The organism is Nonomuraea turcica, assembly GCF_030718205.1.
Taxonomy (GTDB): Bacteria; Actinomycetota; Actinomycetes; order Streptosporangiales; family Streptosporangiaceae; genus Nonomuraea.
Map to the genome: position 1 here is coordinate 65,680 of NZ_JAUZQF010000027.1, position 24,962 is coordinate 90,641.

General features: G+C 70.4%; 23 protein-coding genes. 18 read left to right on the forward strand and 5 right to left on the reverse strand.

Annotated elements, in window-relative coordinates; translation table 11 throughout:
• Positions 1-5: 5 nt before the first annotated feature.
• From hutI to Q9G87_RS48080, 3 genes are all read right to left on the reverse strand, one after another.
• Entirely contained in the window at positions 6-1,214 is a 1,209-nt protein-coding gene (gene hutI, locus Q9G87_RS48070; protein WP_305923370.1) for an imidazolonepropionase, read from the reverse strand.
• 532 nt (positions 1,215-1,746) lie between these two features.
• Positions 1,747-3,150: a GTPase HflX gene (gene hflX, locus Q9G87_RS48075; RefSeq protein ID WP_305923371.1), complete on the reverse strand. Its 1,404-nt coding sequence runs from the start codon at positions 3,148-3,150 to the stop codon at positions 1,747-1,749.
• A gap of 84 nt (positions 3,151-3,234) precedes the next feature.
• Positions 3,235-3,927, reverse strand: coding sequence for a DUF4097 family beta strand repeat-containing protein (locus Q9G87_RS48080; protein ID WP_305923372.1), 693 nt, complete (start codon positions 3,925-3,927; stop codon positions 3,235-3,237).
• Positions 3,928-4,082: 155 nt separating this feature from the next.
• On the opposite strand from Q9G87_RS48080, the gene aceB reads away from it, so the two are divergent.
• The 10 genes from aceB to Q9G87_RS48130 all read left to right on the forward strand — a co-directional run bounded on the left by aceB (position 4,083) and on the right by Q9G87_RS48130 (position 15,359).
• Positions 4,083-5,660, forward strand: a complete 1,578-nt coding sequence (gene aceB, locus Q9G87_RS48085) for a malate synthase A (protein WP_305923373.1) — start codon at positions 4,083-4,085, stop codon at positions 5,658-5,660.
• Between the two features lie 27 nt (positions 5,661-5,687).
• Entirely contained in the window at positions 5,688-7,124 is a 1,437-nt protein-coding gene (locus tag Q9G87_RS48090) for an FAD-linked oxidase C-terminal domain-containing protein (protein ID WP_305923447.1), read from the forward strand.
• Positions 7,124-8,311: an FAD-binding oxidoreductase gene (locus Q9G87_RS48095; protein ID WP_305923374.1), complete on the forward strand. Its 1,188-nt coding sequence runs from the start codon at positions 7,124-7,126 to the stop codon at positions 8,309-8,311. Before Q9G87_RS48090 ends, Q9G87_RS48095 begins: the two co-directional genes overlap by 1 nt.
• Positions 8,312-9,514, forward strand: coding sequence for a (Fe-S)-binding protein (locus Q9G87_RS48100; protein ID WP_305923375.1), 1,203 nt, complete (start codon positions 8,312-8,314; stop codon positions 9,512-9,514).
• A complete protein-coding gene (locus Q9G87_RS48105) occupies positions 9,511-10,254 on the forward strand; it encodes an IclR family transcriptional regulator (RefSeq protein ID WP_305923376.1) in 744 nt (247 codons plus the stop codon). The genes Q9G87_RS48100 and Q9G87_RS48105 overlap by 4 nt, the downstream gene beginning before the upstream one ends.
• Before the next feature lie 19 nt (positions 10,255-10,273).
• Positions 10,274-10,486, forward strand: coding sequence for a DUF2277 domain-containing protein (locus Q9G87_RS48110; RefSeq protein ID WP_192791071.1), 213 nt, complete (start codon positions 10,274-10,276; stop codon positions 10,484-10,486).
• 55 nt (positions 10,487-10,541) lie between these two features.
• Positions 10,542-12,455 (forward strand): hypothetical protein, encoded by a 1,914-nt coding sequence (locus Q9G87_RS48115; RefSeq protein ID WP_305923377.1) that lies wholly within the window; start codon positions 10,542-10,544, stop codon positions 12,453-12,455.
• A 792-nt stretch (positions 12,456-13,247) separates the two neighbouring features.
• Positions 13,248-13,808: a flagellar basal body-associated FliL family protein gene (locus Q9G87_RS48120; RefSeq protein WP_305923378.1), complete on the forward strand. Its 561-nt coding sequence runs from the start codon at positions 13,248-13,250 to the stop codon at positions 13,806-13,808.
• Positions 13,809-13,931: 123 nt separating this feature from the next.
• A complete protein-coding gene (locus Q9G87_RS48125) occupies positions 13,932-14,672 on the forward strand; it encodes an isocitrate lyase/PEP mutase family protein (protein ID WP_305923379.1) in 741 nt (246 codons plus the stop codon).
• A 36-nt stretch (positions 14,673-14,708) separates the two neighbouring features.
• A complete protein-coding gene (locus Q9G87_RS48130; RefSeq protein WP_305923380.1) occupies positions 14,709-15,359 on the forward strand; it encodes a class III extradiol ring-cleavage dioxygenase family protein in 651 nt (216 codons plus the stop codon).
• On the opposite strand, the gene Q9G87_RS48135 is transcribed toward Q9G87_RS48130, so the two are convergent.
• A complete protein-coding gene (locus Q9G87_RS48135) occupies positions 15,335-16,249 on the reverse strand; it encodes a ribonuclease Z (protein WP_305923448.1) in 915 nt (304 codons plus the stop codon). The genes Q9G87_RS48130 and Q9G87_RS48135 overlap by 25 nt on opposite strands.
• Before the next feature lie 10 nt (positions 16,250-16,259).
• Here Q9G87_RS48135 and Q9G87_RS48140 point away from each other — a divergent pair, with 10 nt between their 5' ends.
• From Q9G87_RS48140 to Q9G87_RS48170, 7 genes are all read left to right on the forward strand, one after another.
• The gene (locus tag Q9G87_RS48140) at positions 16,260-16,772 is read left to right on the forward strand and encodes a methylated-DNA--[protein]-cysteine S-methyltransferase (protein ID WP_305923381.1); all 513 of its coding nucleotides are present in this window, start codon (positions 16,260-16,262) and stop codon (positions 16,770-16,772) included.
• 13 nt (positions 16,773-16,785) lie between these two features.
• Entirely contained in the window at positions 16,786-17,691 is a 906-nt protein-coding gene (gene miaA, locus Q9G87_RS48145; RefSeq protein ID WP_305923382.1) for a tRNA (adenosine(37)-N6)-dimethylallyltransferase MiaA, read from the forward strand.
• Between the two features lie 9 nt (positions 17,692-17,700).
• A complete protein-coding gene (gene dapF, locus Q9G87_RS48150; protein WP_305923383.1) occupies positions 17,701-18,513 on the forward strand; it encodes a diaminopimelate epimerase in 813 nt (270 codons plus the stop codon).
• 48 nt (positions 18,514-18,561) lie between these two features.
• Positions 18,562-19,317, forward strand: a complete 756-nt coding sequence (locus Q9G87_RS48155) for an SCO6745 family protein (RefSeq protein ID WP_305923384.1) — start codon at positions 18,562-18,564, stop codon at positions 19,315-19,317.
• Between the two features lie 19 nt (positions 19,318-19,336).
• Entirely contained in the window at positions 19,337-21,613 is a 2,277-nt protein-coding gene (locus tag Q9G87_RS48160) for a tetratricopeptide repeat protein (protein ID WP_305923385.1), read from the forward strand.
• A gap of 214 nt (positions 21,614-21,827) precedes the next feature.
• Entirely contained in the window at positions 21,828-22,586 is a 759-nt protein-coding gene (locus Q9G87_RS48165; protein ID WP_305923386.1) for an SDR family NAD(P)-dependent oxidoreductase, read from the forward strand.
• A gap of 25 nt (positions 22,587-22,611) precedes the next feature.
• Positions 22,612-22,998 carry a hypothetical protein gene (locus tag Q9G87_RS48170; RefSeq protein ID WP_305923387.1) on the forward strand — a complete coding sequence of 129 codons (387 nt, stop codon included), beginning with the start codon at positions 22,612-22,614 and terminating at the stop codon, positions 22,996-22,998.
• 57 nt (positions 22,999-23,055) lie between these two features.
• Here the strand turns inward: Q9G87_RS48170 and Q9G87_RS48175 are convergent, their stop codons facing one another.
• The gene (locus Q9G87_RS48175) at positions 23,056-24,039 is read right to left on the reverse strand and encodes a helix-turn-helix transcriptional regulator (protein WP_305923388.1); all 984 of its coding nucleotides are present in this window, start codon (positions 24,037-24,039) and stop codon (positions 23,056-23,058) included.
• A 249-nt stretch (positions 24,040-24,288) separates the two neighbouring features.
• Between Q9G87_RS48175 and Q9G87_RS48180 the strand changes: the two genes are divergently transcribed.
• Positions 24,289-24,960, forward strand: coding sequence for an HNH endonuclease family protein (locus tag Q9G87_RS48180; RefSeq protein ID WP_305923389.1), 672 nt, complete (start codon positions 24,289-24,291; stop codon positions 24,958-24,960).
• Positions 24,961-24,962: the final 2 nt, after the last annotated feature.

The window sequence follows — 24,962 nt, forward strand, 5'->3', positions numbered from 1 at the left end:
AGCGGTTACTGGACCGGCGTGCCGCCCCGCCACACGCGGCGCGGCTTGAGGCCGAAGGACCAGGCGAAAGCGCCCTCGTGGTCGGCGTCCCACTGCACGATGTCCGCCAGCCGCCCCGGCGCCAGGACGCCACGGTCGGGAGCGCCCAGGACAGTGGCGCCGCCGAGGGTGGCCGCGCGGAGCGCGTCGTTGACGCTCATCCCGAACGCCGACACCGCCATGGCGATCACCAGCGACATCGACGTGATGCCGCAGTAGCCGGGGTTGTGGTCGCTGCCGAGCGCGATCTGCACGCCGTGCTTGATCATCTGGCGGACCGGCGGCAGGTGGCCGCGCTGGAGTGCCGTGGCCGGGCAGACGACCGCGGGCACGCCGTAGCGGGACATGATGGCGATGTCCTCGTCCGACATGTGGTGCAGGCCGTCGGCGGAGGCGCAGCCGAGTTCGGCGGCCAGCTGGACCGCGCCGCGGCGGCTGTAGAGGCCGGCGTGGATGCGCGGCAGCAGGCCGACGTTGCGGCCGGAGGCGAGGACCCAGCGGGATTCCTCGGTGGTGAAGTGGCCCTCGTCGCAGTAGACGTCGACGCTGTCGGCGCCCGCCGCGGCCGCGTCGGCGCACCAGGCGCCCACGGCCTCGACGTATTCGCGCTGGCGGCCGAAGTATTCGGGCGGGACGGTGTGCGCCGCCAGGAAGGTGACGTGCACGCGCGGCATCATCGGCTCCTTCTCCAGCTCGCGCAGGAGCCGCACGTCGGCCAGCTCGCCGTCGCGCGTGAGGTGGTAGCCGGTCTTGGCCTCGACGGTGGTGGTGCCGCTGAGCAGCCAGCCGCGCAGCCGCTCGCGTACGCCGTTGCACAGGGTCCACGGGTCGGTGCCGCGGGTCACGGTGACGGTGGAGCCCACGCCGCCGCCCGCCGCGGTGATCGAGGCGGCGCTGGAGCCGCCGGTGCGGATGGCGAGCTCGGCGTAGCGGTTGCCGGCGTAGACGGGGTGCGTGTGGGCGTCGATGAGGCCCGGCGTGACCAGCGCGCCGCCGAGGTTTTCGACGTGGTCGACGTCGACGATGTCATCGACGACTCCGGGCACGCTCTGCGGCAGGTCGGGGGCTCGCCCGACCCAGGCGATGCGGTCGTTGTGAACGAGAATGGCCGCGTTGCTGAGGACCTCGTTGCCGGTCCAGAGGCGGCCGATGTTGGTGAGGAGCCGAACGGTCACCGCATCACCGCCCTGCGTGAGCCCCAGCGCGGGCAAAGTGCCCAGCGCACGGCCTGTGCCGCGCCCACTGAGTCCGCTCCGGGTCCGGACGACATGGGGGGTCTCCTGCTCTCATCCGCTCGAGTTGTGCGGTGACCGTATCGCCAGAGTCATGATCCGGCGATTTCGGTTCAGTTACGTTATTTCACATGTTGGGCTGGTGTACAGGGTTATTCGGAAGAAAGACCACAGATCCCAACCGCCACCCAGCCCCGCCTCGTACTCCTGGCCCCCGCTGACGACTTCGACACCATGAGTCATCATCTGAAACCCAGAACCCACACCCAAAAAGCTAGAAGACCTACGTCAGGTCTGGCCAATCCTAGCAATAGCCGGGGTTCGGGGACCACTGTCGCTTTTAGGCAACTCTGCACGCTTTGCGGCCAGTGCTGCCCAACCATGCCGTGATGAGCCGCCGATGGCCGCCGACGTCATCATCCGTGCCGAGCGGCCCCACCGTACCGCAGCACGGCGGAGTCGCCCAGCGGAATCGTCAAAAGACGCGTTCGACCGGCTTGCCCACCCGCTCCAGCTCCTGGAACAGGCTGGGCAGCACGCGAGCGTGCAGGATCGTGCCGTCCTCCACGTGGTCCACGGAGAGCACCTCGCCCTCCTTGTGAGCCCGTGAGATCAGGTCGCCCCGCTCGTACGGCACCAGCAGGTGCACCTCGAGGTCCAGCCTGGGAAGCTCGCGCTCGATGAGCGCGATGAGCTCGGGGATGCCCTTGCCCGTCCGCGCCGACACGACGATGCTGTCCCGCTCACGCCGCAGCACCCGGTCGATCACGTCGGGATCGGCCGCGTCGGCCTTGTTGATCACGACGATCTCGCGGATGTCCTGTGCGCCGTCGATGTCGGCGAGCACCTCGCGCACCGCCGCCAGCTGCCCCTCGGGGTCGGGGTGCGAGCCGTCGACCACGTGCAGGATCAGGTCGGCGTCGGCAACCTCCTCCAGCGTGGAGCGGAACGCCTCGACCAGCTGGTGCGGCAGGTGGCGCACGAAGCCGACGGTGTCGGCGATCGTGAACAGCCTGCCCTCGGGCGTGCGCGCCCGGCGCACCGTCGGGTCGAGGGTGGCGAACAGCGCGTCCTCCACCAGCACGCCCGCACCGGTGATCCGGTTGAGCAACGAGGACTTGCCGGCGTTGGTGTAGCCGGCGATGGCCACGGCCGGGACCTCGCGCCGCTGGCGCTGGTAACGCATGGTGTCGCGGGCGGTGGACATGCCGCCGATCTGGCGGCGCAGCTTGGCCATCCGCTCGCGGATGCGGCGGCGGTCCAGCTCGATCTTGGTCTCACCGGGGCCGCGGCCGCCGATGCCGACGCCGCCCGCGGCCCGGCCACCGACCTGCCTGGACAGGTTGCCACCCCAGCCGCGCAGGCGGGGCAGCAGGTATTGCAGTTGCGCGAGCTCGACCTGCGCCTTGCCCTCGCGGCTCTTGGCGTGCTGGGCGAAGATGTCGAGGATCAGCGCCGTACGGTCGATCACCTTGACCTTGACCGTGTCCTCGAGCTGACGGAGCTGACCGGGGGTCAGCTCGCCGTCGCAGATCACGGTGTCGGCGCCGTGGGACTCGACCACGTCGCGCAGCTCCAGCGCCTTGCCGGAGCCGATGTATGTGGCGGGGTCGGGCTTCTGACGGCGCTGGATGAGCCCGTCGAGCACCTGCGACCCGGCCGTCTCGGCCAGGAGCTTGAGTTCGAGCAGGGAGTTTTCCGCGTCCTCGGCGGAGCCCGAGGTCCAGACGCCGACGAGGACGACCCGCTCGAGTCGTAGCTGCCGGTATTCGACTTCGGAAATGTCCTGGAGTTCAGTGGACAGACCTGCCACACGGCGGAGCGCCTGGCGCTCCTCGAGGTCGAAATCGCCGGATTCGAGCGTGATGTTTTCGTGCATTCGTGTCATCTCTATGAGGGAACGTCTGGACACCTCGGTGTCTTCCCACGATGGTGGCAGACATCCCCGGGGTAAGCATCTGAGTTATCCGGGCAGCACGCTGACGTTGCCCGAGCCCGCGCTCAAGGAGATCTTGTTGGGGGACGAGCCGTCGTCCTTGACCGAGACGGTCGCGTCGCCGGATCCCGTCTCGGTCTTCACGTCGTAAGCCCCGTCGGGGACGTTGAGGACGATGTCTCCCGACCCGGCCTTCAGCTGTGCGCTGGTGGGCACCGTCGTGTACTTGAGCTCGACGTTCCCCGACCCCGCCTCGGCGACCACCCTCTTGCCGGCCAGGTCCGAGGCGTCCACGTCGCCGGAGCCGACGTGCACGTCGATGTCCCCGGTCAGGGCCCTGAGCGTGATGTTGCCCGAGCCGCTGTCGAGGTCGACCGCCAGTCCCTTCGGGACCTCGATCTCGTAGTCGACGCTGCAACTGCCCCAGTTCGACGCGCAGTCGTACGTCACGAACAACGCGCCACCCTCGACCTTGTGCTCCGGCTTGGGCTTGTCGTCGCCGCGCCAGCGGAGCTTCTCGACGACCCGGATGGCCGTGCCGTCGGTCTCGGTGACGACGGTGTCGCCGGCGTGGCTTTCGAGCTGAAGCTTGGTGACCTTGTCCGTCACCTCGTAGGACGTCGTGTCCTGGTTCGTGGGGCCGGCGAGGTCGCCGAGCCCGCACCCTGTCAGCAGCACCGCCGAGGCCAGCAGCCCGCCCGCGATCGCAATCGTCTTCATGCGTTGAATCCTTTCGCGGTGAGGCCCTCGATCCCATCAGGAACTCCCCCGAGTAACCCCCGAGGAATACCCCACCTTTGACCCGGGAAGCAGGAGGGGAGTAGCTTCACTTCCACAATCCAGAAGTGATTTTCCACAGAGCGGAAAGAGGTCCCATGGAGATCACCGGCCCGATCCTCGACCGGTTCGACGAGATCCTCACGCCGGAGGCGCTCGGTTTCGTGGCGGCTCTCCAGCGGGAGTTCGGCGCCAGACGGCTGGAGCTGCTGGAGGCACGGCAGACGCGGCAGACGGAGCTCTCAAACGGCGGCCTGCTCGACTTCCTCCCCGAGACCAAGGAGGTCAGGGAGGCCGAATGGCAGGTCGCGGCGCCGGCTCCCGGCCTGGAGGACCGCCGGGTCGAGATCACCGGGCCCGTCGACAAGAAGATGACCATCAACGCGCTCAACTCCGGCGCCAAGGTGTGGCTGGCCGACTTCGAGGACGCCAACTCCCCGCTCTGGGAAAACTGCGTGGCCGGCCATCTCAATCTGCGTGACGCACTTGACCGCACGATCGACTTCGAGACCGGCGGGAAGGCATACGCGCTGAGGCCCGACGACGAGCTGGCCACCGTCGTGGTGCGGCCGCGCGGCTGGCACCTGGACGAGAAGCACGCCCAGGTGGACGGGCAACCGGTGTCGGGGTCGCTGTTCGACTTCGGGCTCTACCTCTTCCACTGCGCCCAGCGGCAGATCGACAAGGGCAAGGGCCCCTACTTCTACCTGCCCAAGATCGAGTCGTACCTGGAGGCACGGCTCTGGAACGACGTCTTCACCAGGGCGCAGGAGCTGCTCGGCATCCCCTACGGCACCATCAGGGCCACCGTGCTCATCGAGACCTACCCGGCCGCGTTCGAGATGGAGGAGATCCTCTACGAGTTGCGCGACCATTCGGCCGGGCTCAACGCGGGCCGCTGGGACTACCTGTTCAGCGTGATCAAGAAGTTCCGCACCAGGGGCAGGGAGTTCCTGCTGCCCGAGCGGAACGCGGTCACGATGACGGCCCCGTTCATGCGCGCCTACACGGAGCTGCTGGTGCGCACCTGCCACAAGCGCGGCGCGCACGCCATCGGCGGGATGGCGGCGTTCATCCCCTCGCGCAGGGACCCCGAGGTCAACGCCGTGGCGCTGGAGAAGGTGCGGGCGGACAAGACGCGCGAGTCGGGCGACGGGTTCGACGGGTCGTGGGTGGCCCACCCGGACCTGGTGCCGATCTGCCGCGAGGTGTTCGACGGAGTGCTGGGCTCGCGGCCCAACCAGCTCGACCGGCTGCGTGAGGACGTCAGCGTGACGGCGGCCGACCTGCTGGCGGTCTCGGAGACGCCTGGGGAGATCACCGAGACGGGGCTGCGTAGCAACGTGGACGTGGCGCTGCGTTACCTGGCCGCATGGATGGGCGGGCTGGGCGCGGTGGCGATCCACAACCTCATGGAGGACGCCGCCACGGCCGAGATCTCGCGCTCGCAGATTTGGCAGTGGATCCACAACGACATCACGCTCGCGGACACGGGCGCGCAGGTGACCAAGGAGCTGGTCGAGCAGATCATCTCCGAGGAGCTCGCCAAGATCGCCGGGGAGCCGGGCTACGACGAGAAATTGTTCGACCAGGCCACCGCGTTGTTCAAGGAAGTGGCGCTGGACGACGACTTTGCCGAGTTCCTGACTCTTCCCGCTTATGCCCGCATGCCGTGAATAATCGGACACGGAGGTGATCGAGTGCTGGACACCCTGGTGGCGGCCCTGCGTTCGCTACTGCCCCCCGACTCGGTGATCACCGATCCGGTACGCCTGCGCACCTACGAGTGCGACGGCCTGACCTACCACCGGGCGACCCCGGGCGTGGTCGTGTTGCCGGACACGGCCGAACAGGTCGCCCGCGTGGTACGCCTGTGCAACGACTTCGGCGTGCCGTTCGTGGCCAGGGGCTCGGGCACGGGCCTGTCGGGCGGCGCGCTACCGCGCGAGGACGGCGTGCTCATCGTCACCTCCAAGATGCGGGCGATCCTGGAGATCGACCTGGACGATCGCCGGGCGGTCGTGGAGCCGGGCGTGACCAACCTGGCCATCACCGAAGCCGTGCGCGACCGGGGTTATTACTACGCCCCCGACCCCTCCAGCCAGCAGGTCTGCTCGATCGGCGGCAACGTGGCGGAGAACTCCGGCGGCGCCCACTGCCTCAAGTACGGCTTCACCGTCAACCACGTCGAGGCCTGCGAGATCGTCACCCCCGACGGCGACCTGGTCACGCTCGACCGCATGGACCCCGGCTACGACCTGCTGGGCGCGTTCATCGGCTCGGAGGGCACGCTGGGCATCGCCACCAAGATCACGGTACGTCTCAGCCGCGCGCCGCAGGCCGTGACCACGGTGCTGGCCGCGTTCGAGAGCATCGAGCAGGGCGGCCAGGCGGTGTCGGCGATCATCGGGGCGGGCATCGTGCCGGCCGCGATCGAGATGATGGACGCTCTCGCCATCGAGGCGGCCGAGGCGGCGGTGGCCTGCCGCTACCCGGAGGGCGCCGGGGCGGTGCTGATCGTCGAGCTGGACGGGCCCGAGGCGGAGGTCGAGCGGCAGTTCGCGCAACTCACCGAGATCTGCTCGGGGGCGTTCGAGCTGCGGGTGGCGGCCGATCCCGCCGAGCGGGCGGCGATCTGGAAGGGACGCAAGTCCGCGTTCGCCGCCGTCGGCCGCATCAGCCCGGCGTACATCGTGCAGGACGGCGTGGTGCCGCGCACCTCCCTGCCGAGCGTGCTGGCCGCCATCGACCGGCTGTCGGCCGAGCACGGGATCAGGGTGGCCAACGTCTTCCACGCCGGCGACGGCAACCTGCACCCGCTGGTGCTGTTCGACGACGCCGAGCCGGGCGCGGGCGAGCGGGCCGAGGTGGTCTCCGGCGCGATCCTGGACCTGTGCATCGAGCACGGCGGCTCGATCACCGGCGAGCACGGCGTGGGCGTGGACAAGAGCCGTTACATGCCGAGGATGTTCAGCGAGACCGACCTCGACACGATGCAGCTGGTCCGGTGCGCGTTCGACCCCCGAGGGCTGTCCAATCCGGGCAAGGTGTTCCCCACGCCGCGGCTGTGCGGTGAGGCGCCGGGCGTTCGGAAGGGCGCGCATCCGCTGGTGGAGTCCGGGAAGGCGGAGCAGTTCTGATGCTGCTGTCTGATGCTGGGGTGACGGTCAGGGAAGCGGGCGCGGACGACGTCGTCAGCGGGGTCAAGCCGCGCTGGGTGGCGTTGCCGGAGACGGTCGAGGAGATCGCGGCCGTGCTGCGCGCCTGCGCCGAACGGGACCTCGCGGTGGTCCCCGCCGGCGGCGGCACGAAGCTGCACTGGGGCCCGCCGCCGGAGCGGTGCGACGTCCTGCTCGACCTGTGTTGCATGAACGAGATCCTGGAGCACGCGGCCGGCGACCTCGTGGTGCGGGCGCAGGCCGGGGTGACGATGGACGCCCTGGCCGCCGCGCTCGCGGGCAAGGGACAGGAGCTCGCGCTGGACGTGCCGTTCGCCGAGGACTCGACGGTCGGCGGCACGCTGGCCACCGCGCCCGCGGGGCCGCGCGCGTTCCGCTATGGCACCGCCCGCGACCTGCTCATCGGCATCACGGTCGTGCTGCCCGACGGGACGATCGCGCGCTCGGGCGGCAAAGTGGTCAAGAACGTCGCGGGCTACGACCTCGGCAAGCTCTTCACCGGCTCGTACGGGACGCTCGGCGTCATCGCGGAGGCCACGTTCCGCCTGCACCCGCTGCCCGCCGACCGCCGCTGGATCACGGCGGAGCTCGATCGCGACGAGCTGCCGCCGATGGCCGCCGCGCTGGCCGCCTCGCAGGCCGAGCCGAGCGCCGCCGAGGTGGACTGGCCGGATCCCGGCGGGCCGCTGACCTTGGCCGTGCTGGTCGAGGGCGCGGCCGCAGGCTCCCGAGCCGAGGTGCTGCGCGCGCTGATTGGCAAGGGCACGGTGACCGGCGAGCCGCCGTCGTGGTGGGGACTGATCCAGAACGACGAGGTGCTGGTCGAGGTACGATTCCCGGCCACGGGCACGCAGGCCGTGCTGGACGTGGTGGCCGGCACCGGGCTGTCGCTGCGAGGCTCTGTGCTGTCCGGGCGGGTGGTGCTGGAGTCGTGGGGGGCGATCGCGGAGCCGGAGCTGGCCGCGGCGGTGTCCGTGTTGCGCAAGCGGGTCGAGGCGGCCGGCGGGCGGGTGAGCGTGCTCGCCGCTCCTTACCCGAGCGTCGACCGGTGGGGGCAGGTCAGCGGGTTGCCCCTGATGCGGCGGGTCAAGGAGCAGTTCGATCCCGGGCGCAGGATGTCTCCCGGCCGCTTTGTGGGAGGGATCTAGATGGACCCGAAACTGATCAACGATTGTGTGCACTGCGGGTTCTGCCTGCCGACGTGTCCGACGTACCTGCTCTGGGGCGAGGAGATGGACTCGCCGCGCGGGCGGATCCACCTGATGCAGCAGCATGTCGAGGGCACCCCGATCACGCCGGAAATGGCGGGGCATTTCGACGCTTGCCTGGGATGCATGGCGTGCGTGACCGCCTGCCCGTCCGGGGTCAAGTACGACCGGTTGATCGAGCTGACCAGGGCGGAGGTCGAGCGACGGCACGAACGCGACCCGCAGGAGCGGGCCGTGCGCGGCATCGTGTTCTCCCTGTTCCCTTACCCGCGCAGGCTGCGGCTGCTGCGGCCGGGGATGTGGCTGGCCGAGCGGATGGCGCCCTTGCTCACGCGCGTCAACCCCAGCCTCGGGGCCATGGCCGCGCTGGCGCCGCGCGTGGAGCGGCGGCAGCGGCTGCCGCGCGTGGTCCGGGCTCGCGGGGAGCGCCGTGCTGTGGTCGGCATGCTCACCGGGTGCGTGCAGGGCGAGTTCTTCCCCCAGGTGAACGCGGCCACGGCGCGGGTGCTCGCGCTGGAGGGCTGCGACGTGGTCATCCCGCGGGGTCAGGGCTGCTGCGGGGCGCTCAGCGTGCACTCCGGGCGCGAGGACCAGGCCAGGCGACTGGCCCGGCGCACCGTCAGGACCTTCGAGCAGGCCGGGGTGGACACCGTCGTGGTGAACGCGGCCGGCTGCGGCTCCACCATGAAGGAGTACGCCGTGCTGCTCGGCCGCGAGCCCGGCTTCAAGGTGCGTGACCTGTCGGAGTTCCTGACGGAGCTGGGACCCGTGGCCAGGCGGCATCCGCTGCCGCTCACCGTCGCCTACCACGACGCCTGCCACCTGGCCCACGCCCAGGGCGTGCGCGCCCAGCCGCGCGAGCTGCTGAGCGGCATTCCCGGACTGGAGCTGCGCGAGATCCCCGAGTCGGCCATCTGCTGCGGCTCGGCGGGCACGTACAACATCTTCCAGCCGCAGGCCGCCCGCGACCTGGGCGACAGGAAGGCCAAGGCGGTCGGCTCGACCAGGGCCGAGCTGCTGGTCTCCGCCAACCCCGGGTGCACCATGCAGATCGCCGCCGCCATGCGGCGGGCCGGCGCGGAGATCAGGGTGGCGCACACCGCCGAGGTGCTGGACGCCTCGCTGCGCGGGGTGAGCCTGTGAGTGTCCAGTCGGTCGAGCGGGCGCTCGATGTGCTGGAGGCGCTGGCCGCGCATGGCGGCGAGGCCGGACTGTCGGAGATCGCGGCCAGGACCGGGCTGCCGTACGGCACCATTCACCGGCTGCTGCAGACCCTGCTCGCGCGTGGCTACGTGCGCCAGGAATCTGACAGAAGGTACGCCCTGGGCGGCGGCCTGGTGCGGCTCGGCGGCATCGCGGAGAGCATGGTGGGCGTGTGGGCGCAGCCGTACCTGACGAAGATGGTCGAGCTGTCCGGCGAGACCGCGAACCTGGCCGTGCTCGAAGGGGACTTCGTCGTCTACGTGGCGCAGGTTCCCTCACCGCGGAGGCTGCGCATGTTCGCCGAGGTCGGCCGGCGGGTGCTGCCGCACAGCACCGCCGTGGGCAAGGTGCTGCTGGCGGGGCGGCCCAACGGCGAAGCGGTCGCCGTGTTCGAGCGGACCGGCATGCCGCGCCGCACCCCCAACACGATCACCGACGTCGGCGGCATGCTCACCGAGCTCGACGTCGTCAGGGCCCGCGGCTACGCCATGGACCTGGGCGAGGAGGAGCTGGGCGTGCACTGCCTGGCCGTGCCCGTGTGGGACGGCAACCGGGTGGTGGCCGCGATGTCGGTGTCGGGGCCCGCCGAACGCATCGACGCGCGGGACCGCGACGAGCTGGCCGAGGGCTTGCGCAAGATCGCCCTCGACTTCGGCAACGAGCTCAGCCCTCCGTCTTAGGGCCGGTTACCGTTGAGGCATGTGTAGGAGCATCAAGACCCTCCGTCCCCCGTTCACCGAGAGCGTGACCGAGGAGGACGTGCGCGCGGCCGCGCTGCAGTACGTCAGGAAGATCTCCGGCTTCCGCGCGCCGGCGGCGCACAACGCCGAGGCGTTCGACCGGGCCGTCGAGACGATCACCCGGGCGTCGGAGGAGCTGCTGGGGGCGCTTCAAGTTCGTGGATCTCGTTGACAGGCTCTCCTGGCGGGGGACGATGTAATCCCTGACGATTCCCCCAGGAGCTGCCATGATCAGCGGGTTGTACGAGGGGCAGGACGGCGACTCGCGGCTGGCGCTCCGCGTCGACGTCGACGGGACCAGGCCGACCGGGCGGGTGAGCGGCGACCTGTTCGCCGTGGCGGGCGCGACGATCTCGTATGTCGGGTCGTTCGTGGTCAACGCCCCCGCCGTGCGGGCCGAGGGTGCCGAGGCCCGGATCGACGGGCGCGGGGTGTTCACCTTCGACACGCCGGACGAGGACGTGAGCGTGACGATCATCGACGGGTCGGGGACGGCGGCGGTGGCGGGGCGCACCTATCAGCTGTCGTTCTCCTCGCCGTTCTTCCGGCGGGTGCTGCTCGAGCAGGACTCGGTGACGGGCACGGTGCCGTTCGTGTCGTACCGCACCGGGTCGCTGCCGGGTCCGAGCGGGTCGCCCGCGAGGGAGTTGAGTGTGACCGCCGCGTACGCCGAGGCGGGCATCGAGCTGACGACGGCGGAGCCCGGGGTGATCCCGGTGGACGGGTCGGGGGCGGATCTGGCGTGGAACGACGCCGAGTTGCACCATGCGATGACGCAGCAGTTCAGCACGTTCGCGGACGCGCCGGCGTGGCGGGTGTGGCTGCTGGTGGCCAGCAAGCATGTGGGCGGCTACCGGGGCATCATGTTCGACTACAACGACGCCCATCAGCGGCAGGGGGCGGCGGTCTTCTACGACGCGATCAAGGGCGACTCCCCGCAGGCGCAACGCGCGCAGCTACGGACGTATGTGCATGAGTTAGGGCACGCCTTCAACCTGCTCCACTCCTGGCAGAAGAACCTCGCCACCCCACCCCAGCCCCTCGGCCCGGACGGCGGCTTCGGTGATCTGTCGTGGATGAACTACGTACAGAACTTCAGGCCCGGTGGTGAACAGGGCTATTGGGCGGCCTTCCCCTTCCAGTTCACCGACCCGGAGCTGGTGCACCTGCGCCACGGCTTCTTCCGCGACGTCGCCATGGGCGCCAACGCGTTCGGCACCGGGGCGGCCGAGATCGAACCGTTCGAGCAGCCGGTCGAGGACCATTCCGGGTTGCGGCTGGAGTTGCGCGCCAAGGAGTCGTTCGAGCTGGGCGAGCCCGTCGTGGTCGAGCTCAAGCTCGCCTGCGCCGGCGAGCCCCGCGTCACCCACGGCCACCTGCACCCGGACTCGGAGTTCACGCAGGTGTCGATCACGCAGCCGGGCGGCAGGACCGTGTTGTACCGGCCGATGATCCGCCACTGCGTGGACACCTCGCCGGACATCCGGCTGGACGAGGGCAACCCGGCCCTGTACCGCAGCGCGTACATCGGGCACGGCCGCGACGGGCACTACTTCCAGCAGCCCGGCGAATACCAGGTCCGCGCCCAGTACATCGCCGCCGACGGCTCCCGCATCGTCTCCCCCGCCTGCCTGGTCAGGGTACGTTTCCCGGTCGCCCGCGACGACCACCAGGTGGCGGAGCTGATGCTGGGCGAGGAGCAGGGCAAGCTGTTCTCACTGCTCGGCTCCGACTCGCCGGCGCTGCGCTCGGGCAACCTGGCGCTGGACGAGGTGATCGACAGGTACGGCGACCACCGGCTGGCCACGTACGCGCGGATGGTGAAGGGCCTGAACGCGGAGAGCGAGTTCAAGGCGCTGACGGCGGACAAGCGGCTGCGCGTGCGCCCACCGGATCCCAAGCAGGGCATCGAGCACCTCACGCGGGTCGTGCAGGAGGCCACCATCGACAACATCACCCTGAACCTGGTGATGCGCCGCCTCGCCAGGGCCCAGGCCAGGCAGGGTGATCTGGGGCGGGCCAACGCGGTCGTGGACCAGATGGTCGCCACGTTCCAGGCCAAAGGGGTCAACCCGGTCGTCATGGGGCAGATACGGCGGCAGGCCGAACTGACGAAGGCGGCGCTCGGCGCCGAGGCCTGAGTCCCGTCAAGCGGTCCGGGAGAGCACCGTGTGAAGTGCCGGCGACAGCCGGCCGGCCACCGTCATCGGTGGCCGGCCCGTCATCCGGCGAGCCGATTCAGGAAGCTGTAGCAGGGCTCTCGGCGGAAGTCATGGAACGTGGCGCAGGGGTCCGCGACGCCTCCCCCGAAAACCCGTGGCCGTTCCGGCTCTGGCTCCGGCCGCTCCGGAGGAGGCGCCTGTGGGGTCGGTGAGCCGACTCGAGGCGTCGTCTTGGGGCGCTTGGGGACGGGCGTCCGGGGAGCGGCCGACCGCTGCGGCCGGGCCGCCGGCGTGATCGGCGGTGCCGGGGCGGACGACGGCACCGGGGCGGACGACGGGACCACCGCTCCTGGCGGGGGCACGGCCTGCAGCCACGGAGCCGGGACGGGGACCGTGTTCTGGAACGTTCCATGGACCAGCATCGGGGATGCGATCCATCTCGTATGAGAGATGGCGGAAGTAGCGGAGGGTGAATTGGATCTTACGGAAAGCTGCGTTTCCTCATCCATTTCCGGAGTTCTTTGTGAGGACCGTTCCGAGGAACCGGTAAATGCCAGGAATATTCCCAGGACGGCGGTGACCAGGACCCCGGCCGCGCCTGCCACCGATCGCAGGTGCCCACGGCTACCTGCGGAAATGGATCTAAGCGGGGACAAGTCGTGATTCCTTTGTGATTGGTGTGCGAGCATTCGTCTGTTGCGGCTAGTGTGGTCCATCACCCTCGAAGCAGACGAGTTTTCCCCCGATACGACTGCAGGAGTTGTCACCGCAATGCAAGATCCGAGCGAGCCGGATCGTCCCGAGATCCTGTCCGGACCAGGGGATGTCCGCCTGGCCCAGAGAAGCGACGGCCGCGGCGCCGAACCCCCGAAGAACAAGAAGAAGACCATCGCCATCGCCGTTTCGGCGCTCGTCGCCGTGCTCGCGGCGGGCGGCGTCGGCTACATGCTGGCCGCCAACCCCACCACTCCCGCCACGCAGCAGGGCACCGGCGGGCCCGCCGCCTCCCAGAGCGCCGACCCGAACTTCCAGGACGACGACGCCACCATGGGGGATGTCGCCACCGACGCTCCCAAGGACGGCCTGCCGGACGACGGCAGCATGGGCGACGCCGACACCGATACGGGCACCGGCGGCGACCCCGCTGCCGACACCGGCGGCGACACCGGCTCGACGGGCTCCGACCCCTCACGCGGCACGACCCAGACCGGCACCGGCCAGCGGCCCTCGCCGTCCTCCCCCACCAAGGCGCCGCAGGCGCCGGAGGCCGACACCCCGGCGGACGGCCCGGCGGGCGAAGTCATCGGCCAGTGCGCCACGAGCGGCTGCTGAGCCAACCGAACGAGCCAGTACCCCAGGGCTGCTGCTGAGAGCCGCCCCCAGGTGAAGTGGCTTGCCGTTAATGGACCGTATTGGACCTACGGCGGAAGCCACCTTGCTCCGTAGGGTCGTCGTATGACGACTGAGAAGGTGGGCGTGCTGCGCGCGCTGCACGTGCCCGGGAGCCCCCTGGTCCTGCCCAACATCTGGGACGCCGCCTCCGCATGTGCCGTACAGGAGGCCGGTTTCCCGGCGGTCGCCACCGGCAGCGCCGCCGTCGCGAAGGTGCTCGGGTACGCGGACGGCGAGGGCACGCCGGTCGGCGAGATGATGGCCGCCATCTCCCGCATCACCAGGGCCGTGGACGTGCCGGTGACGGCCGATGTGGAACGCGGCTACGGGCTCAAGCCCGCCGAACTGGTGGAACGGCTCGCTGCGGCCGGCGCTGTGGGCTGCAATCTGGAGGACACCGATCCCCGCACCGGCGAGCTGTTCGACGCGGGCGTCCAGGCGGAGTTTCTGGCCGAGGTGCGGGCGGCCGCCGGGCAGGATCTGGTGATCAATGCGCGGATCGACACGTACCTCCACGGCAGGACCTCCACGCAGGAGGCCGTCGAGCGCGCGCGGCTCTACCGCGAAGCTGGCGCCGACTGCGTCTACCCGATCACGCTGGCCGACGAGGACGGGATCCGGGCACTGGTGGCCGAGGTCGACGGGCCGGTCAACATCCTGTTCAGGCCGGGCACGCCGTCGCTCGGGCGGCTGGCCGAGCTGGGGGTGGCCAGGATCAGCTTCGGGGGCGGGCTGCACAAGGCGGCCCACGCCTACGCCCAGAGCCTGTTCGCGAAGGTGCGGGACGGACAGAGCCCCTACTGACGAAGTGGCGGGCGGCGGCACCGTACGCTTGCGCTCGTGCTTGCCGCCGCGGCCGTCTGCCCGCCCACTCCGCTGATCGTGACCCAGCTGCCCGATCTCCGCTCCGCCTGCGACACCGCGATCGCCGGCCTGCTCGCGACCCGCCCCGACACGCTCATCGTCGTCGGCGGGGACGGCCACGCCGCCTCGTACGGCGGCCACGCGACGGGCACCCTGCGCCCCTGGGGCCTGGACGTCACGGCCGGCCCCGGCGAGCCCGTCCTGCCGCTGTCCCTGACCGTCGGCCGCTGCCTCCTGCGTGACCGCGCCCCCGACGCCTTCCACTCCGTGGCCTTCGACGCCACGACCGAGGAGTGCCTGTCCCTGGGCGCCAAGCTGGCGGCGGCCGGGGAGCGGGTGGCGCTGCTGGTCATGGCCGACGGCTCGGCCTGCCTCACCTCCAAGGCCCCCGGCAGGTACGACGACGCCGCCCAGCCGTACGACGACCTGATCGCGGACGCCGTCGCCACCGCCGCCCCCGAAGCACTCGCCGCACTGGACCCCGAGGAAGCGGACCGCCTTTGGGTGAGCGGCAGGGCAGCCCTGCAAGTGCTGGCCGGAGCCGCGGAGACGGCGAGGCTGCACGGCCGCCTGCTCACGCGGGCGGCCCCCTACGGCGTCGGTTACATCGCCGGGCTGTGGACCTGACGGCGCGGCACCGGGACCGTCATCAGGTCGCGGGCGAGCACGACCTCCCCGTCGTAGTGACGCCGTACCTCGGCCACGAAGGCCGGCTCGTCGGCGAACCCATACCGCTCCGAAAAGTGCGTGAGCACCAGCCTGCGCACCCCCGCGTCCGCCGCCACCAGCCCCGCCTCGAAGGCCGTCAGGTGCCCGTATTCCTTGGCCAGCGCGCTCTCCGACGACAGGAACGTGGACTCGATGACCAGCAGGTCCACGCCGGAGGCCAGCTCGAAGACCATGTCGCAGAGCCGGGTGTCCATGACGAACGCCACGCTCTGCCCCGGTTTGGGCACGCTGCATTCCTCGAGAGTGACGCCGCGTACGGAGCCGGTGCGCTGCAGCTCGCCGACCTCCGGGCCGCGGATGCCGTGGGCGGCCAGCTTGTCGGGCAACATGCGGCGGCCTGACGGCTCCTGCACGCGGTAGCCGTACGACTCGATGGGATGGGACAGGCGGCGCGCGATGATCGGCCCGACGCCGGCCAGGTGGCCGGAGACCGGATGCTCGCTGATGACCGGCGTGTCGGCGAAGGCGGCGGCGTGGCGCAACCGCCTCCAGTAGGTCTCCCCGGAGGCCGGGAACACCGCCCGCACCGGATGCCTGACCTTGTCGCGGGCGATGCGCTGGATGACCCCCGGAACGCCCAGGCAGTGGTCACCGTGGAAGTGCGTCACGCACACCCAGTGCACGTCGTGCGCGCTCAGCCCGGCGTGCACCATTTGCCGCTGTGTGCCCTCTCCCGGGTCGAACAGGAAGCCCTGACCGTCCCAGCGCAGAAGGTAGCCATTGTGGTTACGGTGTCGGGTAGGGACAGCGCTGGAGGTGCCCAGCACCACGAGCTCACGTGAGGACATCATGGCCCCAATGAAGGACGGCGTTGCCTTCGCTGACGTGCCGACGCCGGTGGGCACATTCGTGCTGGCCGTCACCGAGGCCGGTCTCGTCGCGTCGGGCTGGGGCTCCCGGGCGGGGCTGGCCGACCGGCTCGGGCTCGCGGAAGTCCATGATTCGGATCGTACGGCCTCCGTGGTCGCGGAGCTGAACGCTTATTTCGCCGGAGAGCTGAAGGAGTTCGAGACGCCCGTGGACTGGCGGCTCATGTCCGGCGCGCGCCTCCAGGTGCTCCAGGCCCTGCACAAGGTCCCGTACGGCACCGCCGTCACCTACGGCGAGCTGGCCCGGCTCAGCGGCTCGACGGTGCCGGCCCGCGGGATCGGCTCGATCATGGGCTCCAACCCGATCCCGATCGTCGTCCCCTGCCACCGGGTGATCGCGGGCAACGGTCTGGGCGGTTTCAGCGGCGGCGAAGGTGTGGAGACCAAGCGCTGGCTGCTGACCCACGAGGGTTATCTGCAGCCGACACTGCTCGACCTCTAGCAAACTTGTGCACGTGCGCCAGCAGCCAGTCATCGCCGTCGTCGGCCCCACCGCGGCCGGAAAGTCCGACCTTGCCGTGGAGATCGCGCTCCGCCTCGGGGGCCAGTGTGTCAACGCCGACTCCATGCAGCTCTACCGCGGGATGGACATCGGCACCGCCAAGCTGAGCCCGGCCGAGATGCGCGGCGTCCCCCACCACCTGCTGGACATCTGGGACGTCACGGTCACCGCCAGCGTGGCCGAGTACCAGCGGCTGGCCAGGAAGGTCATCGACGCCGTCGAGGTGCCCGTGCTGGTGGGCGGCAGCGGCCTGTATGTGCGGGCGGCGCTCGACGACCTGGAGTTCCCCGGCACCGACCCGGACATCAGGGCGCGGCTGGAGGACGAGCTGGCCGAGCGGGGCCCGGCCCCGCTGTACGAGCGGCTGCGCGAGCGGGACCCGGCGGCCGCGGCGGCCATCCTGCCCAGCAACGGCCGCCGCATCGTGCGCGCGCTGGAGGTGATCGAGCATTCGGGCCGCCCGTTCTCGGCCACGATGCCGTCCTACGACGCCGTCTACCCGAGCCTCCAAATCGGCCTCGACGTGCCCCGGCCGGAGCTGGACGAGCGGATCGCGCTCAGGGTCGAGCGGATGTGGCAGGCGGGCCTGGTCGAGGAGGTGCGGACGCTGCTCGGTCAGGGGCTGGCGGAGGGCCGCACGGCGAGCCGCGCCCTCGGATACGCCCAGGTCATCCGCTTCCTCGAGGGCGAATGGAGCGAGGAGCAGGCGATCGCGGAGACGATCAGGGCCACCAGGCGCTTCGCCCGCCGCCAGGAGTCGTGGTTCCGTCGCGATCCGCGGGTGTGCTGGCTGCCGTACGACGCCCCGGACCTCCTCGAGCGGTCCCTCGCGCGAGTCGCCGGCCATCCCTGCGCATAAACTCCTACAATGCGGTTTCTGAAGGGCCACGGCACCGAGAACGACTTCGTCATCCTCCCCGATCCCGACGGCGCGGTCGACATGTCGACCGAGCTCGTCGCCAAGATCTGCGACAGAAGGGCCGGCATCGGAGCCGACGGCGTGCTGCGGGTGGTGCGCACGAAGCAGTGCCACGAGGTGGCCGAGCAGGCGGCCGCGGCCGAGTGGTTCATGGACTACCGCAACGCCGACGGCAGCACGCCCGAGATGTGCGGAAACGGCGTGCGCGTGTTCGCCCGCTACCTGATCGACGCCGGGCTGGCCGATCCGCAGGAGTTCGCGGTGGCCACGCGGGGCGGCGTTCGCATGATCCGCGTCGAGCCCAACGGCGACATCACAGTCGACATGGGCAAGCCCGTCGTGCGCGGCCAGAGCGTGGCGAGCGTCGGCGGCCACGAATACACCGGCATCCACGTCGACATGGGCAACCCGCACCTGGCCTGTCCCATCGGCGACCCGGTCGTCCAGCTGGACCTCACCCACCAGCCCGGCTTCGACACCGGCGTCTTCCCCGCCGGGGTCAACATCGAGCTGTTCAACCCGGTCGGCACCAGCCGCGCGGTCATGCGCGTCTACGAGCGCGGCTGCGGCGAGACGCGTGCCTGCGGCACCGGCGCGGTGGCCACGGCGGTCGCCGCCGCGAGCCTGTCAGGCGACACCACCGGCACCTGGACCGTCGAGGTGCTCGGCGGCACGCTGACCGTGATCCTCGATGAGGACACGAGCTACCTTTCCGGTCCCGCCGTGCTCGTGGCGAGCGGGGACCTGATGCTTGCAGAATGATGTTCTCCTGAGGGATCCTGGGTCTACTTCACGGACCGAGGGGTGGACATGGCAGACCCACGCACCACCGCCGCGCAGGTGAAAGCGCCCATCGGCCAGTTCGGCGGCGGATTCATGATCTCCAGAGAGGCCAAGGCGATCTGCGACGAGCTCGGCCTCGGCGCACGCGAGCTCTATTTCAGGGGCCGCTGCGGCGTGCTCGGCGAGTGCGACGCCGACGTGGTCAATTCGGTCGTCGTCTTCTTTCCGCCCGCACACGTCGAGGAGAGCTGGAACGGCGGCCGCAAGCTTCCCGTCGACCAGGCCGTCGAGCTGTACGCCGAGGCGTGCCGGGCCTGGGGCAGGCGCAAGCTCGGCGACTACGACGGCTGCGCCAGAATCGCCGAGCTGCTCGAACGCGTCGTCCAGCGGGCTCCCTCCACCGGCGCCCCGCTGTTCGCGGGCTGGCGGAAGGTGCCGCTGGCCGACGACCCGCCCGCGCGGGCCGTCCAGCTCATGCACTGCGTACGCGAGCTGCGCGGCGGCCTGCACGCCAACGCCGTGATCGCGGCCGGGCTGCACCCGCTGGAAGCCACGCTCGCCGCCGACCACGACGCGACCCCTTTCGGGCTCGCCGCGGGCAAGATGATCGCGAAGTTCTTCACTTGGCCCGAGCCGTACGCCACCCCTGCGCCCGAGGTGGTGGCGCGCCGCGCGGAGGTCGAGGAGCGTACCGACGATCTCATGGCATCCATGTTTTCGGCCCTCGACGACGGAGAAACGGACGAGCTGATCGAGCTCTTGCGTTTTGGGCACGCTCGTTGACCTGGCAGACTGACTGCCCATGGACGTGGACATCTGGGCCTGGGTCGGCGACACCCAGCAGCAGCTTTCCGAGGCGGGCAACGTTGGCCTCGCCATGGCGCTGGGAGACCTCCCTGCACAGGCCTACGAGGGCCGATATCCCCAGCTCGACGTCATGGCCCCGGCCATCGCGCAGCAGGCAGAAGCCCTGGAGCTGCCCTGGCTCGAGTTCTACGCCCGCTACTGGCACCTGGTCGGCCGCATCGGCGACCGGGCGCAGGGCGCGGTCGCCATCGACGACGCGCAGCAGTTGGTGGCGTTCGCCCAGCGCGAAGACGTGCGCGAGTGCCCGTCCGCCCCGGCGGCGGTCGAGGCTCTGGCCATCACGTGGGCCAACACCGACGGCCCCGGTTACGCAAGCGAGCGTCTGGAGACGCTGGGGGCCTACATCGAGGGCATGAGCCCGGAGAAGCCCGCCTTCACCGGGCTCGTGACCCACTACGTCGCCGCTCTGATCGACGCCGGCAAGCCGGGCGAGGCCGTGACCTACGCCGAGTCCGCCGTCGAGCGGCTGCGCGTGGCCGGGCGCGAGGCCAGCTGGGAGCTCGGCGCCGAGAGCGCCCGCGCGCTGCTGGCGGCCGGCCGGCCGGAGGACGCGCTCAACGCGCTGCAGGCGGCCGCCGGGTTCCAGCCTGACGACCCGGTCGCCAAGGAGCACCGCGACGGCGTGCGCCGGGCGCTGATCCTGGCCAAGCTGGGCCGCACCGCCGAGGCCGTGGACGCGCTGCCCGATCTCGACGTGGTCGGCGAGCACCCACGCGTGTTCGTGGAGTGGTCGCGGGCCGTCGGCCTGCTGGCCGGTTCCTCGCAGATCACCAACACCTGGCAGCTCGGCCGCGTGCTGCGCCAGTGGATCGACTACTTCGGCATGATGGGCGGCTACCGCGCCCGCGTCGAGCTCGCGCTGATCGCGGGCGACCTGGCCGTCGCCCGGCAGGGCGTGTGGCAGGCCAGGCTGCTGGCCGACCTGGCCGAGTCCGGCACCGCCGAGCTGCGCGACACCGAGGGCCTGGCCGAGCGCATCGCCGCACTGCGGGCCGCCGCCGACGCCGCCGCCGAGCCCGAGGCCCCTGGGCCGCTCGATGACCGGGTGGGCCTGTTCGACGCGGCCGACGGCTTCAACGCCGACCCGGAGAAGTGGGTCGGCTGGCTGGCGCCGCTGTCCGGCGAGGACCTCGAGGCCACCCGCCGCCACACCACGACAGTCGGCTTCCTCGGCTACCCCGCCACGGGCGCCGACATCTACTGGAGCCTGCTCGTCGACTCGGGCAAGATCGCCGAGGCTGAGGAAGACGACGTGGCCTTCCTGACCACGCTGCTCATCGAGGCCCGCCAGGACGAGCGGCTGGAGCAGATGGCCGCGATGTTGCCGCACGCCGCCCAGCAGGTGGCGCTCGCCCGCCTGCACAGCGCGCGGGAGCGGTGGGAGGAGGCGCTCGACGCCGCCGAGCACGCCGTAGCGGCCGGGGCCGACATCGAGGCCCGCCGCCTGCTGTCCGGCGCCGCCCAGCAGCTCGACCAGAACGCCAAGGCCGCCCAGTCGCTGCTCGAGGTGATCGACGAGCTCAGCGACGAGGACGTCTGGCGCATGATCGTCATGGCCACCTCGGCGGAGGACTGGGACACCGTACGCAGGGGCGCGGCCAAGATCGGCATGCCGATCAAGTCCAAGGAAGGGCCGATCGAGGAGGAAATGGGCCTCATCCGGGTCATCCTCCCCGCCCCCGACGGTGGACAGCGCCAGGTGCTGTCGATCCGCACCGGCCCCGCCACCGCGCGGCTGGCGCTGCCCCAGCCGCGCGGCATGGACTACAACGCCGGCGACCTGGTGGTCTTCGACCCGCAGCTGCTGGAGCCCGTGCCGGAGGACCCGCAGGAGCAGCAGAACTTCGTGCCACCCTTCGCCGCCGTGCGCATCCTGCGGCCCGGCGGCTACACCAGCTACTTCTTCGACGGCGCGGCGCCGAGCGAGGAGGACTGGGCGGAGTTCACCGAGGTCATGGCCGAGCGCGGCTGGCCGATGTGGGTTTACAGCGACGAAAACTACAAGGTCAACCACCCGACGAGCGGGGAGCCGCTGCCGGGCGTGTTCGGCTGGGTCGCGGTGCCGCCGGACGTCTCGCCCTCCGAGGTCGACGCGCTGCTCGACGACGCGACCGAGCGGTGGGTGCATCCGCTGGCCTGGCTGGACCTGGCGCGGGAGATCGACGTCGAGGTCGAGCGGCACGAGCGGATCGTCAAGGAATACGGCCTCTAAGGGCCTCCGAGGTGCTGGGCGCCCCGGTCTCGACAGCATGTCGGGGCCGGGGCGTTTCGGTCTGGACAGCATGCGGAGGGCGGAGCATTCCGGTCTCGGCAGCACGTGCGCGTCGAGGCCGTCCCCGAAGGAAGGCACGCAGTGTGGCACTCTCGTCCTAACGAAACGCGCGTGCGGGATCGTTTCGGTCTCGACCGGGAGGGCGGGGGTTGACGTGCTGGAGCTGTTCCGGCTGGACGGGAAGGTGGCGATCGTCACCGGGGCTTCGTCGGGCTTGGGCGTGGCCTTCGCCCGCGGGCTGGCCGAGGTGGGCGCCGACATCGTGATCGGCGCCCGGCGCGCGGACCGGCTGGAGGAGACGCGGCGGCTGGTTGAGGAGACCGGCCGCCGGTGCCTCGCCGTGCCGACGGACGTCGCACGTCACGAGGACTGCACGGCACTGGTCGCCGCCGCCGTCGAGACGCTGGGCGGCGTCAACGTGCTGATCAACAACGCCGGGATCGCCACAGCCGTGCCCGCGGTGCGCGAGACGCCCGAGGAGTTCCGACAGGTCATCGACGTCAACCTGTACGGGACGTACTGGATGGCACAGGCATGCGCTCGGGTCATGCCCTCGGGTTCGTCGATCGTGAACATCGGCAGTGTGCTCGGCGAGACCACGGCCGGACTGCCCCAGGCCGCCTACAGCGCGTCCAAGGCGGCAGTGATCGGCCTCACCCGCGACCTGGCCCAGCAGTGGACCGGGCGGCGCGGGATCAGGGTCAACTGCCTGGAGCCGGGCTTCTTCGCCTCGGAGATGACCGAGCAGTACCAACCCGGCTATCTGGAGCGGATGCTGGAGTCGCGGGTGGTCATGGGCCGGCCCGGCGACCCGACCGAGCTGGTGGCCGCGGCCGTCTTCCTGGCGAGCGACGCGTCCTCGTACATCACAGGGGTGACGCTGCCGGTGGACGGCGGAATGCTGATCACGTAGAAGACCGGACGCAAGGAATGGTTCCATGCCTCGTCTTACCGACGCCACCGTCTGGATCCTGATCTTGGCGATCGCAGGCGCCGCCGCTGCGGGAGTCTGTCACCTGACCTCTCCAGTGGTGTCGCCCGGCGCACCGCGAGATTTCTTCGACTCACCGTACCTCCTCCTGGCTTTCCTCGGCCTAGCCGTTCTCTCCGGGACGGCTGCGTGGTTCGTCCCGCAAGGCGGGCTCTGGTGGGGCCTGCTGGCAGCGAGTCCCTTCTACGTCCTCTTTCTTATCGGTGTCGTCCGAGAGGGCGGAGGCGGCCAGGGACTATGGCCGGTGGGTCTGCTGTTCCTGATCTTCTATACCGCGATTCCAGTGATCGCGGCGCTGGCAGTGTCATTCGCCGCGACACGGGTTCGTTCCTAGAAGGAGGAATACCTGGGCGATATGCGCAGTCCGAAGAGTGAGCGGGGCGGGTCCTGATCATTTGGGTAGCAGGTCGTGCTGGGCGGCGAGGAAGCCGGCGTGGAAGCGGGTCCGGGCGCCCAGGCGCTCGCTCAGCACCTGGACGCGGCGCTGCACCGTACGCGGGCTCAGGCCCAGTTGCCTGGCGATGGCATCATCCTTCATGCCGGCTGCCAGCAGGGCCAGCACCTCGGCGTCCGGGGCCTCTCGCTCCTGTTCCAGGCCCTCCGTCGACAGGCGCAGCGGCACGGCGGCTCGCCACAGCGTCTCGAACAGGCCGACCAGGGCGTCGAGCAGCGCTGACGGGTGGACCACGAGGGCGCTCTCGACGGCTTGGTCCTCATCGGAGACCAGCGGCAGGATGGCGGTGCGGGCGTCGGCGACGGCCAGTTTGACCGGCACCTGGCCGAGCCTGGCCTGCTCGCCGTCAGCGACGGCGCGGCGCGTGTGGGCCAGCATGCCGGGGTGTTCGAAGGCCTGAGGGCTGTAGATGCCGCGGGTGACGGGCGCTCCCCTGCGGGCCGCTCGTTGCCGATTCTCCCGGTCGTCGCTGATGTCCACCGCGTACGGCGGATGCACCAGCACCAGCATCTCCCGCGTGGCGTTGCGTTCCAGCTGGAGGTAGCGGCGGGCCACGGCGTCGCGGCCGGTCACCACCTCCAGCACCTCCTCCGGCTGCGGCCCGCTGCGAGCGGCGACTTCCGTGGCCAGAAGCGCGGCGGCCGCGCGGCTGTGGGTGAGCTCCTCCTGGCGGCGGGCGACGAGGATGTCGATGGCGATGGTGGGCGGGGTGGCGATGAGGCGGAGGGGGCGGCCGGCCACGCGGGAGATCAGGCCGAGGTCCTCCAGCCGGGGCAGCATGCGGCGGATGGCGGCGGCGGACGAGCCTGTCTCGGCGGCCAGCTCGCTCAGCGTCGCGGGACCGTGTCTGAGCAAAGCCCGGTACGCCGTTTCCTCAGCGACCGTGACCCCAAGTCCTTCGAGTAAGCGCCGCTGCGCCATGCCGCCTCTTCCCGACGTGTCATGATCCCCGATCAGCGTACGACAAGGCTCGTTCTCTCTCCCTGTGGGACGAGGGCCCCGCCGCCGCCTTCGCCGCCCGCTTCGAGGTGGTGAGCACGCCGTACGCCCGCCTGCGCGAGATCCCGTTCGCGCCGAGGTGGGAGACAAGACGCCCCCGAGGCGTTATAAGACCATTTACGGGCACTTGCTATACCTTGACTTTACGAAAGGCGAAGTCTGGGGGTAGGGGTGCGGGTTCGGACGTTCCTGGCCGGTCTGGCCACGATGACGGTGTTGACCGGCTGCGGCGGCTTAGAAGCGCAGTCCACGTACCCCGACACTCCCGGGAAACCCGACTCGGCCTCGGTCTCGGACGCCCGCAAGAAGCTCGCCAAGCTGGACGTCAAAGGCCGGGCTCCCAAGACGGGCTTCGACCGCGACGAGTTCGGCCCGGCGTGGACGGACGTGGACCGCAACGGCTGCGACACCCGTAACGACATCCTGAAGCGCGACCTGGAGGACGAAACTTTCAAGCGCGGCACCCAGGACTGCATCGTTCTGACCGGCACGCTGAAGGACCCCTACAGCGGCAAGACGATCGAGTTCAAACGCGGCCAGGACACGAGCATGGACGTCCAGATCGATCACTTGATCCCGCTGTCGGACGCCTGGCAGAAGGGCGCCCAGCAATGGTCGGCCACCAAGCGCAAGGAGTTCGCCAACGACCCGCTGAACCTCCTGGCCGTGGACGGGCCGCTGAACAGCCAGAAGAGCGACTCCGACGCCGCCACCTGGCTGCCGCCGCGCAAGGCGTACCGCTGCACGTACATCGCCCGCCAGATCGACGTGAAGGCCAAGTACGACGTCTGGGTCACGTCGGCGGAGAAGAACGCGATGGAGTCGATTCTCGGGAACTGCTGATC

Excerpts from the sequence above, each read along its gene's own strand:
- Q9G87_RS48170 (WP_305923387.1), top strand. The coding sequence starts at position 22,612 with ATGCCTCGTCTTACCGACGCCACCGTCTGGATCCTGATCTTGGCGATC.
- Q9G87_RS48175 (WP_305923388.1), bottom strand. The coding sequence starts at position 24,039 with ATGGCGCAGCGGCGCTTACTCGAAGGACTTGGGGTCACGGTCGCTGAG.
- hflX (WP_305923371.1), bottom strand. The coding sequence starts at position 3,150 with ATGCACGAAAACATCACGCTCGAATCCGGCGATTTCGACCTCGAGGAG.
- Q9G87_RS48095 (WP_305923374.1), top strand. The coding sequence starts at position 7,124 with ATGCTGCTGTCTGATGCTGGGGTGACGGTCAGGGAAGCGGGCGCGGAC.
- Q9G87_RS48110 (WP_192791071.1), top strand. The coding sequence starts at position 10,274 with ATGTGTAGGAGCATCAAGACCCTCCGTCCCCCGTTCACCGAGAGCGTG.
- Q9G87_RS48115 (WP_305923377.1), top strand. The coding sequence starts at position 10,542 with ATGATCAGCGGGTTGTACGAGGGGCAGGACGGCGACTCGCGGCTGGCG.
- Q9G87_RS48100 (WP_305923375.1), top strand. The coding sequence starts at position 8,312 with ATGGACCCGAAACTGATCAACGATTGTGTGCACTGCGGGTTCTGCCTG.
- dapF (WP_305923383.1), top strand. The coding sequence starts at position 17,701 with ATGCGGTTTCTGAAGGGCCACGGCACCGAGAACGACTTCGTCATCCTC.
- Q9G87_RS48135 (WP_305923448.1), bottom strand. The coding sequence starts at position 16,249 with ATGTCCTCACGTGAGCTCGTGGTGCTGGGCACCTCCAGCGCTGTCCCT.
- Q9G87_RS48160 (WP_305923385.1), top strand. The coding sequence starts at position 19,337 with ATGGACGTGGACATCTGGGCCTGGGTCGGCGACACCCAGCAGCAGCTT.
- Q9G87_RS48120 (WP_305923378.1), top strand. The coding sequence starts at position 13,248 with ATGCAAGATCCGAGCGAGCCGGATCGTCCCGAGATCCTGTCCGGACCA.
- Q9G87_RS48125 (WP_305923379.1), top strand. The coding sequence starts at position 13,932 with ATGACGACTGAGAAGGTGGGCGTGCTGCGCGCGCTGCACGTGCCCGGG.
- aceB (WP_305923373.1), top strand. The coding sequence starts at position 4,083 with ATGGAGATCACCGGCCCGATCCTCGACCGGTTCGACGAGATCCTCACG.
- Q9G87_RS48155 (WP_305923384.1), top strand. The coding sequence starts at position 18,562 with ATGGCAGACCCACGCACCACCGCCGCGCAGGTGAAAGCGCCCATCGGC.
- Q9G87_RS48140 (WP_305923381.1), top strand. The coding sequence starts at position 16,260 with ATGAAGGACGGCGTTGCCTTCGCTGACGTGCCGACGCCGGTGGGCACA.
- Q9G87_RS48080 (WP_305923372.1), bottom strand. The coding sequence starts at position 3,927 with ATGAAGACGATTGCGATCGCGGGCGGGCTGCTGGCCTCGGCGGTGCTG.